Below are 13,426 nucleotides of genomic sequence, written 5' to 3'. Positions count from 1 at the left end.
AAACGAACATTTTTTTCATCATTAATTGAAAGTACATATAAACCAAACGGCAAAGAGGCTACAATATTAATTTCCTCTTCAGTTTTGGCTTTCAATTCTATCATTACCTTTTACACACTTGAAGTGTTACTAAATTTTTAGCTGAATACAAAAAGAGAGACTGTCTTTTCAGACAGTCTCTCTTTTTGTATTCAGTAGACTTTATTTTTAGCCTAATTTGCTAAAAAAAATTCCAGAGTGCATCACTTAAAAGGCTTTAATTGCTCTTACGGACTTAAGATCGGTTTTTGCTCTTCCACCTGTACCGCCAGACATATAGACTGTTTGAGCATGTCCATCAGTAGTTTGTCCTCCTTCACGTGAAGTCCAATATTCTCCAACTAAATTGCTACCTCCCATCGTTGTAGCAGTGGCATTGATTACGTCTTTGCTACCTTGCATAAGTTGAAGTTCAACAATGTTAGGTAAGTACCAATTACCATATACTAGACCTAGACTAGTACTATAGGTATAGTATCTTGAACATAACTTTGCAGCGTAATTAGCATCGTAGTCCCCTCTTTGAGATGCAATAATTAGCATGGTATTCGCATATCCTCCACCAATTCCATAGAATTGCGCTCCAGTCATTTCGTTGCTAGTAATCTGCCATGGAGCACCAGTACTTTGGTCTTCAATGGCACATAGTAAGCCATGTTGACCACTTTGATCAACGTAAAACACAATACCTCCTTGCAATTGATCTCCTATTGCATACGTAGTGTAGTTTCCAACACTTTCAGCAGTTTTAGCATGCAAAGCATAAGGCACACTCATTAACTGACTCGTACCCGTAATGGTATAATTTGTGCCACCATCAGGGTCTGTTTCCGTTTTTATAAAAAAGCTGTCACTTCCCCAATTAATATTACTAAATACTCCCGATACATTGGTACCAGAACCAATCTCGATACTAACTAAACCATTATTGTTAGTTGTAGGATTTTGTGTTTCTACATATACTGCCGTACCATTAGTAGAACCTTGAAGAATACTTATCTGCATACCTACAGATTGATTTGTTATTAAAGCATTACTGGCATCTCTAATGACAGCTTGATAGCTCATTTTTTCTGGTGCTTGTGCAAATGCAATTGTATTCAGTAATAATACAGCGATAAGAGTAATTATTTTTTTCATATTTTTTATTTTTTCATATTTTTTATTTTTTGATAATTTTGAAAGTTTTGATAATGGTGTTATTTTGAGTTACAGTAAGCATGTAAATCGCTTTTTGATATTCAGCCATAGGAATAATAGTACTTTGATTTAAAATTGTACTACTTTTAATCACTCTGCCATTAAAATCAATAAGTTGATAAGACATACCCGAAAATTCGTTTTCTTCAATCTCTAAATTTAAAACATCAGTAGTTGGATTTGGGTAAGCCAACATTTTTAATTTAATTGAAAACAAGTCGGTTCCTAATACCTCTTGAATTTCAAAAGGTTGTTGCACACCTTGTGCTACTGAACCATTTGTACCAGCACTAGTGGTGTAAAATGGTTGCCCTACTGAATAAGCAACACTTCCTTGGGCTGCTGAAACATCTCCTCCTGAGCTAACGGTTCCATTTTGAGCATTTACAATGGAAAGTCCTAGACTAAAGAGCAAGGCAACATAATACTTGGATTTTTTTTGATCCATAATTTTAGTTTTTGGGATTAAACATTAATTTATATTTAAAAAGAGAAGTTGTAAAAAAACAAGCCTATCTAATTTTAAAAAACAGAATCAATATTAATTATAACAGTAATTAATTCTTGTCAAATGTATTTAAAAAAAGGATAGAATAAATAAAAAAATGGAACAAGAAGGTAAATTTTAGGAACAAGAGTATCTGATTTTCTCTTAAGTACATAACAAAAATTACGTTTCATTAAAATTCAAAAAAAATAAAAATTAATTAATCTCCAAAAAAAGACCGATATTTCGTATATTATAATATTGGTACAACATAATTTTTCATAATAAAACAAGAGTCTTACGGATAAAGACACAGTACTTATTTCAGTTTTGCAAACTCATTTTAAAGGAGAACTTAACTTAGCAAGGTCCAAATTCATTTGTGTATTTATAACTTTTTCATACAAAATAAAGGCAATCAATTATGATAGATTAGCTTCGAGATTTGACGCAAATTCAAGTAAAAGTAGTTGTGGTGAAATTAAAGAGAATGCTTATTTATTAATGTTCCCTAAATTTTTTAATACAAAAGGTGACTGGTTATAATGATTTTTGGAAAATTAAATTCTCTGAAAACGTACCTCACTTAATGGTTACAATTTTTGATCGTTATGGGACAATTATCAAACAATTTAGTTCTAATTCTCAAGGTTGGGATGGAAACTATTTAGGCGAACAATTGCCTTCTACAGATTATTGGTTTGTAGTGACGAGAGAAAACGGAAAAGAATTTAACGGACATTTTACTTTGATGCGTTGATTTAAATAATTCATAAGATATCTTCATATCTTTCACGTTCTATGTTAAATAATTTACAAAAAAATAATTTAACTAACATTTTAATTTTTGCTAACGCTTCCTATTTGTTTAAATAGTACTTTTGCAGTATTATATTACAAAATTATATGAAGACAAAATTACTTTTCTTTTTTTTATTAATTAGTTCGATACTTTCAGCGCAAGAAATTTGTGATAACGGGATTGATGATGATGGTGATGGATTAATTGATTTGAATGATGATGAATGCCAATGTGCTACAACATCTGTAAATTCTATTATTCCAAATCCCTCTTTTGAGGTACACAGCTCATGTCCTACCAATTTTTCAATTCCAGGTAATGATCAATTAAGTTTAGCTACTCCTTGGATTCAAGCTACTTCAGCAACTTCTGATTATTTTAACACTTGTGGTTATATCCTTCCTGGTGTAGTTAGCTCAGGGTTAAATACATTTCCTGATGGAAACGCTATTGTAGGTGCTGGTTTTTTAAGTGATTGGAAAGAATATATAGGAACTCCTCTGCTTTCTCCTATGTTAAGTGGTACTAATTACCAACTTACTTTCAATATAGCTTCTTTAGCTATTAATCCGACTGGAGGGTATTTGCCAGGAGTAATTTCAAATTATGAACCTATTAATATAACTTTATATGGATGTACTGATGGAAGTAATTTACCTTTAAATACTGTATTCAGTCCAAATATTTCAGACCCAACTTGGAAAATAATTGGACATGTTACTTATTCTCCACTAACCGATTGGGAACAAGTAACAATGACCTTTACACCTACAATAGATATTAATGCTATAATGATTGGTGCTCCAGCAGTGTTGCCCAATTCTTATACCTTAGACCAAACAATATTTCCTTATTTTGTTTTTGATAATCTTTTACTAAACGAAGCTTCTGAATTCGGAGTTAATATCAGTCAATCGGGTAGTTTTTGTGAAAACAATTTAATTTTAAATGCAAACATAACTACTAATACTAGTTCGGCTGTTACCTACCAATGGTATCATGAAGGAATTGCTATTATTGGTGCAACATCTAGTACTTTCAATATTCCATCATTTACAAGTAACTTAGGACATTACTCCGTTAAAATTTCAGATGGTTCAACTTGCTATATTAGTACTGAAGCAATTATAAATAGAATTTTATCTTCACCAAATTATGCTGTTGTTCAACCTAACTGTTTAGTCCCTTCTGGAACAATTACTATAACTACTCCAGCATTGGAATATAGTTTTGACAATGGAATAACTTGGCAAAGCTCACCAATAAAAAATTCACTTCCTGTTGGAAATTATTTTATAAAGATAAAAACTCCAAATGGTTGTATTTCTTCTGGAACTGGAGTTACCATTCAGCAACCGCAACTAATTTCATCTGCAAATTTATCAGTTACTCAACCTACTAGTTGTGACGAAACTGGAACTATTACAATTAACTCTTCTATTGCTTCTGAATATAGCTTTGATGGAGGAATAACTTGGACAACAAATTCTGTAGCAAATAATTTACAACCTGGAAATTATATTGTGTTAATAAAAGATCAGAATGGTTGCCAATCTGCTAATCAATTTATAACCATAAATAGAGTCTTTTTATCACAACCTACAGTTACTATTATTCAACCTAGCTGCGATAATAGTGGTGAAATTACAATTACTACTACTGCTGATGAGTATAGTTTTGATGATGGTACTACATGGTCAAATAGTCCAACATTATCAAACCTACCTGCTGGTTCTTATTATGTTAAAATCAGAAATAATAATGGTTGCGAATCCTATTCTCAATTTGTAAACTTACAGCCCTTCTATTTAAACGAAAGCATTGATTATACGATAATCGATCCTAGTTGTGGTTTGGGTGGTACAATTACAATACATAATACTGCAACAGAATATAGTTTTGATGGAGGAATCACTTGGACTACTTCAAATGCAGAAAGCAATTTATCGCCAGGGTATTATGAAATATTAATTCGAAACAATATTAATTGTACTTCTTACCCCGTTAATGTGTTTTTGAGAAATTTTTACCTACCAAATCCTGAATATACAGTAGTTCAACCAGATTGCGATACGGAAGGAAGCATCACAATTACAACAATAGCGGCTGAGTATAGTTTTGATGGTGGAAACACTTGGACTACGAACCCTGTTGCTACAAATTTAAATTCTGGAACTTATAATATCGTAATCAAAAATGATTTAAATTGTATTTCAAATTCACTCTATGTCAATCTAAATTATTTTAATCTTCCCGCACCACTTTATACTGTTTCTAACTCAATTTGTGGGGCGAATGGAACAATCACGATCACAACTGTTGCTAATGAATATAGCTTTGATAATGGTGCAACTTGGACAACAAACCCAATAGCTACTAATCTTAGTCCAGGTTATTATATTATTAAAATTAGAAACTCTCCCACTTGTGAATCTTATTATACGTATGTAAACTTGCGCGATTTCAATTCTATATATCCTGAATACACTTATACAAATGCAGGTTGTGATACTTATGCCACAATTACAATAACAACTCCTGCTGATTTATATAGTTTTGATGGTGGAAACACTTGGACTTCAAACAATACTATTACAAATTTATTAGGAGGTCAAGCGTATTACATAAAAGCTAAAATGAATAATGGATGTGTTTCAAATACAAATTCTGTTTATATTAACAGTACTTATTTGTCTTTACCCGATGCTCATGATTATCATGTTACTACTTGTGATAATTTGAATGATGGTAGTGAAAATATAAATTTATCAAGTTATAATGATAATCTAATTGCTAATGCTATAGACTTTAGCTTTACATATTACACTACTTATCTTGGTGCAACTAATCAAACTATTGGTTCTTTAATTACGAATTCAAATGCACATAATTTAAGCAATACAAATAATACTGTTTATGTTAGGGTAACCTCATCTCAAAATTGTTCTAAAGTAGTTACACTTACTTTTAGCTTCATAGATTCTCCTGTTATAACCATGAACGATAGTTACATTCTTTGCGAAAACAGCACGGTAACAATAAATGCAGAAAATGGTTTCGATAGTTATTTATGGTCTACGGGTGAAACTACAGAATCTATTGTTGTTGACCAAGCTGGAAATTATACTTTAACAGTTACTGAGAATCATGGTGCTTTAACATGTTCTTCTACTAAAGAGCTTGAAGTTGTTTTATCTAATCCTGCTACAATTACTTCATTCAATACAGAAGACTGGACGGTTGAAAATAATATTATTTCGGTTAATGTTACAGGCTTAGGGAACTATGAATATTCTTTAGACGGAATTGTATATCAAGACAGTAATACTTTTTATGATTTAGAAACTGGTGAGTTCACTATCTATGTTAGAGATAAAAATGAATGTGGTGAAGTTTCTGGTGAAATATATTTATTAATGTATCCTAAGTTTTTCACACCTAATGGAGATGGTTATAATGATTTTTGGCAAATTAAATTTTCAGATAATGAACCGAACATGATTGTATCTATTTTTGATAGACAAGGGAAATTTATCAAACAATTTGGCTCTAGTTCTCAAGGTTGGGACGGAAACTATTTAGGTAAACAATTGCCTTCTACAGACTATTGGTTTGTGGTAACGAGAGAAAACGGAAAAGAATTTAAAGGACATTTTACTTTGAAACGATAAACTCATTTTAAACGTTATATATCTACAAAAAAGGGACTATTTTATAGACAGTCCCTTTTTTGTTATAAGCCGCATTCGTATTCAATTTAATTAGACACAGGAAACTGAACAGTTGTTGTTATTTTTGTGTTAATTGTTAAATTAATTCTCGTGTTTACAACGCTTCCATTAACATCTGTTATTCTTACATCGTAAGGACCGTCTGGTCCATTACCATCAAAAACGCCATTAGAATCTAAAAAATAATTGTAGGATTGACGTGGTATCGTTACATAAACTCCTAAATGATTTTTAACCTCAACTTTCTGAACCATATATCTATGGTTTAAAATTTGTAATGAAAAATAGTATCTACTCGATCCTGTTTTTATTCTTACTGCTATTTTATTGTTATTCGGTTGTTTTACAAACTTCCATGTTATTGGAATGATTCCTTCGGATTCGGTACCTAATTTTAAAAAAGCTGTTTTTGATAAATCTACATTACCGTAAGGACATTCTGTGCATTGATCTAAAACTTTAACTATAACTTTTTTATTGGTTCCTTTTCTCGTTACTTCTATGTAGGAACCACATGCATTACTATTATTATATTGAGAATTATTCATTGCAGCATACAATTGACTAGTTGGGTATTCTTCAGAACAATTCCCCATACCATTAGAAGTGTAAAAGGTTGCACTTCCGTTAAATGTGTTTTTATAAATATTAGCTAATTTTTGACTAAAATTATAATTTTCTTCTTTCGTAGCTTTTTCATCTTGTTGCATAATAGTGTCGTCTTGTGAACAAGCAACGAGTAACAATAAACCAACTGTTACTGTAGTATATATTAGTTTTTTCATATGTTGATATTTTTACAAATTAATTAAAATACTAGCCAGACATTTATTCTCTTAGCATATCTGACTAGTTCTCTTTTTTAAAATCCTTATTGTTTTACTATTTTTATAGTCTTAAATTCTTCATTAGATCTTGCATTTAAGAAATAAATACCTGAATTATAATTACTCAAATCAATATTATAATTATTAACTCCATTTGTCATTTCTTTACGAATGATACTTCTTCCTAAATTATCAAACACTTCAAAATTGGTATAGATTTCTGATGATAACTGAATATCAACCCATCCATTATTTGTTGGGTTTGGATATACCAATACACCATCTTTAGTTTTCAATTCTTCTAATGTAGACTCTTCTTCAAAATCTGCTTTATTTGAACCGCAATCTGGCAATCCTCCAATATTTAACGGTAAAGAATTTACTCCTAAACACATATTGTCAATATTTTGTGGAGTAATATTCGGATTGGTTGTATTCGAATTATTAACTGTTACTTTATCAAAAAGACTCATGTTTGCACCAGGGATAAATTGATTGTTACCAAAACCTTTAAATGGTTTTACTGTTTGACGATAAGCTGCATTCGAATTTGTTCTGAAAAAAATAGAATTAGTAACTGTAACGATATTTTCGATACCACTTTGAAAAGAAAAAATACCTGACGCAGTAACATTTTGATGCATAGCAGTACTTGGCTCATTATTATAGAAAGTACATCTGTCAAAATTTCCTCCTGAAGGAATCCTTTGTAACATTACCGCTCCTCTATTATAGCGACCAGCGCTATTTGTAAGGTTTAAATATTTTGTGTTAGCAAAAATAGTATTAGTAATACTAAAATCGTTAATCATTCTAATATTCGCCTCTCCACATTGATTATTATCAAACACACAGTTCGTTAATTTGACTTTAGCTCTTGTAAAGTTCGTTAAAGGTCCTGGTTCTCCCGATTGTAACAATAATGGACCACTGAAAAATGCGTTTCTATCTGGGTTAACCGCACCAACATAATTATAGAATTTATTGTTTCTAAAAACACAGCCATCCATTATTAGGGCATTTACTCCTTTTGTTGCATCTGGAAAGGTTCCTCTATCAACTGTATTAGCTGTACGAGGCACTCCCGGAGCTGGAACTGGATAAATGAAAGTTTCTATTACAGAACATTTTTGATTCGCTGAGTTATTAACGAATGTTGAACCATAAATTTCAATTGGATTAATTGTTCTATCTACACGAATCGCACCTGCTCCTTCTACAACAGTTCTTTTCGTTCCTGTTTTTGAAGAATATCCGTTTGAAATATTTCCGTCAAAAGTAGAGTTAATGACTATTAATTTATTAATAGAAGTTCCTGCAATAGCACCACCTGTTACTGCTTTATTCCCTTTAAAAGTACAATCGAAAACTTCTCCACTGGTGTAATTATTAAAACGAATTGCTGCTCCATTTTGGTTTTCTGTAACACCATCATAATCTTCAACGGTATTATTTAAGAACTGACAAGTTCTTACTCGTAATGAAGCTGGTTGCGCTACTTCTATTGCTCCACCACCCGTTCTAAATTTAGATTTATTTTGGACAATTGCTTTTGTTAATTTACAATTAGTAAAAATTGCATTTTGAATTATTAATCTCAAATTACCTCTTACTACAAATATGCTCGTTTTATTACTTCCATTAAAAGTAATCTTATTATTACCTTGAATTACTATTGTTTTTAATGGCCCATTTGCATTATTAATATTAATAATATCATTAAAAGAAATTGTAACTTTAGAAGGGTTATTAAAAGAAATAACTCCTCCATTATTTGCTGCCATATTTTCCATTGCAGTTTTCAAAGCAGCATAATTAGGTGCTATAGTTACCTTATCTAAATTGGCAACTGAGACATTTGATGGAATTGCATTGGGCAATTGCGTTGGATTCGCTCCATTTCTACCATAATTGGTCCAAAGTGTGTTGGCTGCATTCACATGAGACGTAACAACTTGTGCGCTGATTAACTCAGCACAAAGGAACAATGCTAATGTTCCGATTTTCAAAATTCTTTTCATAAATAGTTTTTTTTAAATACATATTGCTAAATGATTTTGGTTAATCGCAGTATTTATCTATTTCTTTGAAATTTGTTTTAATTCTGAAAAATTTGTACTCTAAAGTAGTTTTCTTTCTTCTTATTTTAATTTTAAATGGATAAAAAATTTAAAAACCCACACAGCCATAATTCTATTACTATGTGGGTTATTTATATTTATTCTATAATTAATTTTTTCTGTATCTTACCAGAAACAGTAACGAAATACATTCCCGATTTTATCGAAGAAACTATAATTGTTTGATTCGCTTGATCTGCTGTAATATTCATGATTTGTTTACCCTGAACATCAGAAATGGTAATTATATCTCCAACAGAAACACCTTCTAATACAAAAAAATCTTTTGCAGGATTTGGATACATTTTAATTTCTGAACTATTAGTAAGGTCTGTAATTGTCATTTTTGCAACTACTACAGGAATAATTTTCCATTTTTGATTTCCATTATTTTCTCCATAAAAATAGGTATGCACATTTGTATTTAATGTTCCATTGTTTCTATCTAATCCTTGCGTTAAACAATGCGCTGGTTTTAATCCATAAATTCCTACCCCGTTTGCAACTACTTCCCATTTTTGATGATCTCCTAATGCATCTGTATAAGTAGCAACTTGTGTTGCATTTTCACATTTTGCAAATGGCACTTCTAAATATCTATTTGTACCTCTATTCTTAATTGTATATATATTATTTCCTAAATGATTGAAAACCCATTCTTGATCACTATAATTACCCGGATTAACCATTTTAGTCTGATGATTTTCCAATGCTCTAGATAATAATCTTTGATTTGATGTAATTGATTCTATAGTGTAAGAACCATTCGCAATCAACTGACTTGGCGGTGGAGGTGTAGAACTTCCTCCTTTTAATAATGCTAAAGAAGTATACGGAGCAAGTGTAACACTTCCAGAATAAGCTGCATTTTTCGCATCTACATAGCTCGTGCTTCCTAAATTAATTACTTTGGAAGTACCTGTATTGTTTACTTCAAATCTTAAAACTGAATTCGGATTGGTTCCTGAACTAAACTTTACGGGAGCACTCTTTCCATTACTCTCGTAGTTTGGATAGGTTGCTTTAAACTGAGATACTAAATACTCAGATGTCTGGTTTCCTGCTCTAACGCTAATTTCTTTTCCTCCTGTAAAAGGTTGACAATAATAGTTTGCGTTAACATTCCCTAAGAAAGTATTGAATCCATTAGCTGTAATTTGATTGGTATATCTTGCGCAAAATTGTGAAGATTCTTTTGCAAATAATATATTTCTCACTATTGTATTATTAGTAGACTGCGCAACGCTTCCTCCAACTCCAAAACTATTATTATATGTAGATAAAACGATACCATAATCGCAATTATAAACCGTATTGTCTCTATAAGTACTTTTACTCGTTAAGTTTGCCATTAATCCCCAACCGTTAATATTATAAACTGTATTATCATATACTAACTGATTTTGAGAATCATTATCAAAATAGATTCCTGCTGTTTTTACCCCTCTATTCTGTGGAATTCCTCTAATTGCACCTTGAGAGTCGTGCACAAAATTTTTATAAACACTGTTATTTGTTTCACGATTACCTACAGAATATATTCCTCCTCCATCATCTTTAGTGTAACAAAAGTTTTTAATATCATTTTGTCTTATTGTAAAATTAGAACCTCCAAATTGAAGACCATGGTAACCAATTCCATCCAACACATTATTTTCAATTAGAATTGGAGCAGAACCCGATTTTCCGTAAAAACGAATTCCAGTATAACCAATAAAGCTTCTCGCACCCATACCAGATCGCATTCCTATATTCGTAATTCTATTATTAGAAAAAGTTAAACCATCTATGCTTTCTAATCTTGATCCTAAATTATTACTTTCATTTAAAACATTATTTGTAAAAACAACATTTTTTAATCCAAAGCCTAATAATAAATAATCATTCCCATTATAGAAATAACAACCATTAATAGTTACATTTTGAGCACCGCTCATGGATAGTGTTTGCGATAAGGCTCCTTCAAATCTTAAATCTTGGACTTGAATGTATTTTGTATTACTTAAATCTATTGTAGTTTCTTCTGAAGGTATTTCGATACTTAGATTATTTGGATTGGTAGTACTATACAAGTATAAAACACCAGCATTAGTATCATGAGCCCATTCTCCGTTTCTATCAAGCGTATTGACATGGTTTTGGAAAAAATATCCAAAATTATTTTCAATATCATTTTCAAAAGAAGTACCTGGTTGCGATAAGCTAAAATTTACTGTATTTCCAGAATGTGACGTTATAGTTTCAACTTTTACATTATCATCTGTTGTTCTAATTGTAATTTCTCCACCTTGAAACCTATTCGCTCCGTATGGTAAATTTAAAGCTTCAGAAATTGAAGTATTATTAGCATTGTGCGCATTAATAACTCTATATCCTCCGTTTGCTGAATTTTCATTAGGCTCTCTTCCTATTTGTTGCAATTGGTTATTCAAAAATAAAGAAGGTGTTCTAGTATTCTTTATTTTTCCTAGACTCGCTTTCCAAACATTACCATTATGTCTTGTCCAGTTCGTTACACTTCTTGCTGCTCTAATTACAGCTTGATTTCCTGAACCATACGATTTGTAAGTAATGGATTTTGCTGCTGTTCCACTTTTTCCTCTAGCATTTAAAGTTCCGTAGAAAACATCGCCCTTATTAAAACTAACAACATCTCCTGCAGTTAAACTTGCACTATTTACTTTATTTAACGTTTTCCATGCCGAAGAAGTAGAAGTTCCATTATTAGCATCATTCCCCGTGCTGCTAACATAAAAATTTCTTTGCGCTTGTGTAATACTAAAAGTACCCACTGTCATTAAAAATGTCAAGAAGACATTTTTAAAAAATCTTTTTTTGTTTTTCATGTTTGTTTGTTTGTTTGAATTTATAAATTTATACATTAGAAGAAAGCAGAAACAAAATAGTAGGAGTACTTTTTAGGCAGTTAAAACGGAAAAAAGAGTACATTAAAGCTATGTTAGGGGTACATTTAGGGTACATTTGTTTTTTGCTGTTTTTATAGTCTTAAATTCTTCATTAGATCTTGCATTTAAGAACTAAATACCTGAATTATAATTACTCAAATCAATATTATAATTATTAACTCCATTTGTCATTTCTTTACGAATGATGCTTCTTCCTAAATTATCATAGAAGGCTGCTGATTGTTTTGCAGTAAGTAGATGATTGTTTTTTGCACTACTCTCTTCATCTAAATCGGAGGTAGAACAACTATTGCATAAAAAGAACAATGCAATTATCAGATCTAAATAACTAGTTTTCAATTATCTAATCGTTTTAATTCGAAAGACTATGTTAAAATCTAATGAATTGCATTCTAAAAAAATGTTAAGTTTAGTGTCTAAAATAAAAACTGCCTACAATAGTAACACTATTAGTAGACAGTTTTAAAAAAAACCTGTTGTAAGAAGTTTGTTTTTAAGATGATAACAATTACCGCAACAGATTTTTTTTTATTCTTTTATAATTTGTATTGAAACCTCATCGTTTACAACCACAATATAGTTCCCTTTTGGTAAATTTTGAACGGGTATTTGAATTGTTGTTGCTGTAGATTGTACGCTTTTTTTCTTATTACCAAACCAATCATAGATTGCTACTTTTGTATTTTTCGCATTGTCGTTTGATATAAAAACTACATCTGCTGTTGGGTTTGGGTACACTTTTATTTCGTTATTCACCCTTTCTTCGTCTTCTTTAATTTCAAGAAAATAAGCAAAACTGTGCCCTTGATATTGCTGAAATTGAGAAGCATTTTCTGGTAATTCGCTATCAAAATCTAAAGCAGTATAAAACACTTCATTTGCTGTTGCTTGTGTGTTGCTATAGCTATGATGACCTGTTTGATTGTATATTGCCATGATCCAATAATCGCCAACTTTTAAAGTTAAAGAAGACATATTAAACGAAAGAATTCCGTTGGTTATTGATTTTACTTCTGTTGTTGCTATAAGCTGATTTGGTTTGCCATTTTTATCATCATAGATTGCCATTTTCACTTGGGCATCGGTTCCTTTTCCTATCAAATTTATCGATTCTAACTTCCCTTCTTCAACAATAGTACATTTTACTCCTGATAGAAAATTTTTAGAGAACATTCCTTTACTTGAGTATCCGTCTAATCTCGAATTGCCTACTTTTATTGTGTTTTGACAAATTGCTGTAAGTGAGATAAAAAACACACTTACTATTAGTTTTATATTTTTCATGCTATTCTT

General features: G+C 31.1%; 9 protein-coding genes. 2 read left to right on the top strand and 7 right to left on the bottom strand.

Annotation, left to right across the window (positions count from 1 at the left end; genetic code table 11):
- Nucleotides 1–246: 246 nt before the first annotated feature.
- On the bottom strand, nt 247–1,179 hold the full coding sequence (locus L2Z92_RS13125) for a DUF1566 domain-containing protein (protein ID WP_236454131.1): 933 nt from the start codon (nt 1,177–1,179) through the stop codon (nt 247–249).
- Nucleotides 1,180–1,201: 22 nt separating this feature from the next.
- Nucleotides 1,202–1,687 carry a T9SS type A sorting domain-containing protein gene (locus L2Z92_RS13120; RefSeq protein WP_236454128.1) on the bottom strand — a complete coding sequence of 162 codons (486 nt, stop codon included), beginning with the start codon at nt 1,685–1,687 and terminating at the stop codon, nt 1,202–1,204.
- A gap of 571 nt (nt 1,688–2,258) precedes the next feature.
- Between L2Z92_RS13120 and L2Z92_RS13115 the strand changes: the two genes are divergently transcribed.
- Both L2Z92_RS13115 and L2Z92_RS13110 read left to right on the top strand, forming a co-directional pair.
- Nucleotides 2,259–2,486 carry a T9SS type B sorting domain-containing protein gene (locus L2Z92_RS13115; protein WP_262912976.1) on the top strand — a complete coding sequence of 76 codons (228 nt, stop codon included), beginning with the start codon at nt 2,259–2,261 and terminating at the stop codon, nt 2,484–2,486.
- Between the two features lie 146 nt (nt 2,487–2,632).
- Nucleotides 2,633–6,199 (top strand): T9SS type B sorting domain-containing protein, encoded by a 3,567-nt coding sequence (locus L2Z92_RS13110; protein ID WP_236454121.1) that lies wholly within the window; start codon nt 2,633–2,635, stop codon nt 6,197–6,199.
- Between the two features lie 86 nt (nt 6,200–6,285).
- On the opposite strand, the gene L2Z92_RS13105 is transcribed toward L2Z92_RS13110, so the two are convergent.
- From L2Z92_RS13105 to L2Z92_RS13085, 5 genes are all read right to left on the bottom strand, one after another.
- Nucleotides 6,286–7,044 carry an expansin EXLX1 family cellulose-binding protein gene (locus L2Z92_RS13105; protein ID WP_236454118.1) on the bottom strand — a complete coding sequence of 253 codons (759 nt, stop codon included), beginning with the start codon at nt 7,042–7,044 and terminating at the stop codon, nt 6,286–6,288.
- An 86-nt stretch (nt 7,045–7,130) separates the two neighbouring features.
- Entirely contained in the window at nt 7,131–9,107 is a 1,977-nt protein-coding gene (locus L2Z92_RS13100; protein ID WP_236454115.1) for a T9SS type A sorting domain-containing protein, read from the bottom strand.
- A 197-nt stretch (nt 9,108–9,304) separates the two neighbouring features.
- Entirely contained in the window at nt 9,305–12,052 is a 2,748-nt protein-coding gene (locus L2Z92_RS13095) for a right-handed parallel beta-helix repeat-containing protein (RefSeq protein WP_236454113.1), read from the bottom strand.
- A 192-nt stretch (nt 12,053–12,244) separates the two neighbouring features.
- A complete protein-coding gene (locus tag L2Z92_RS13090) occupies nt 12,245–12,472 on the bottom strand; it encodes a T9SS type A sorting domain-containing protein (protein ID WP_236454108.1) in 228 nt (75 codons plus the stop codon).
- A gap of 189 nt (nt 12,473–12,661) precedes the next feature.
- Nucleotides 12,662–13,417, bottom strand: coding sequence for a T9SS type A sorting domain-containing protein (locus L2Z92_RS13085; protein ID WP_236454107.1), 756 nt, complete (start codon nt 13,415–13,417; stop codon nt 12,662–12,664).
- Nucleotides 13,418–13,426: the final 9 nt, after the last annotated feature.

Origin of the sequence: Flavobacterium jumunjinense, from assembly GCF_021650975.2 — a bacterium.
Taxonomy (GTDB): Bacteria; Bacteroidota; Bacteroidia; order Flavobacteriales; family Flavobacteriaceae; genus Flavobacterium; species Flavobacterium jumunjinense.
Note: the sequence above shows the minus strand (reverse complement) of the source record. Positions and strands in the feature narration are given on the sequence as shown.

What these genes read in the sequence shown, in the direction of transcription:
- L2Z92_RS13125 (WP_236454131.1), bottom strand. Translation starts at nt 1,179, where the DNA reads ATGAAAAAAATAATTACTCTTATCGCTGTATTATTACTGAATACAATT.
- L2Z92_RS13120 (WP_236454128.1), bottom strand. Translation starts at nt 1,687, where the DNA reads ATGGATCAAAAAAAATCCAAGTATTATGTTGCCTTGCTCTTTAGTCTA.
- L2Z92_RS13110 (WP_236454121.1), top strand. Translation starts at nt 2,633, where the DNA reads ATGAAGACAAAATTACTTTTCTTTTTTTTATTAATTAGTTCGATACTT.
- L2Z92_RS13105 (WP_236454118.1), bottom strand. Translation starts at nt 7,044, where the DNA reads ATGAAAAAACTAATATATACTACAGTAACAGTTGGTTTATTGTTACTC.
- L2Z92_RS13100 (WP_236454115.1), bottom strand. Translation starts at nt 9,107, where the DNA reads ATGAAAAGAATTTTGAAAATCGGAACATTAGCATTGTTCCTTTGTGCT.
- L2Z92_RS13095 (WP_236454113.1), bottom strand. Translation starts at nt 12,052, where the DNA reads ATGAAAAACAAAAAAAGATTTTTTAAAAATGTCTTCTTGACATTTTTA.
- L2Z92_RS13085 (WP_236454107.1), bottom strand. Translation starts at nt 13,417, where the DNA reads ATGAAAAATATAAAACTAATAGTAAGTGTGTTTTTTATCTCACTTACA.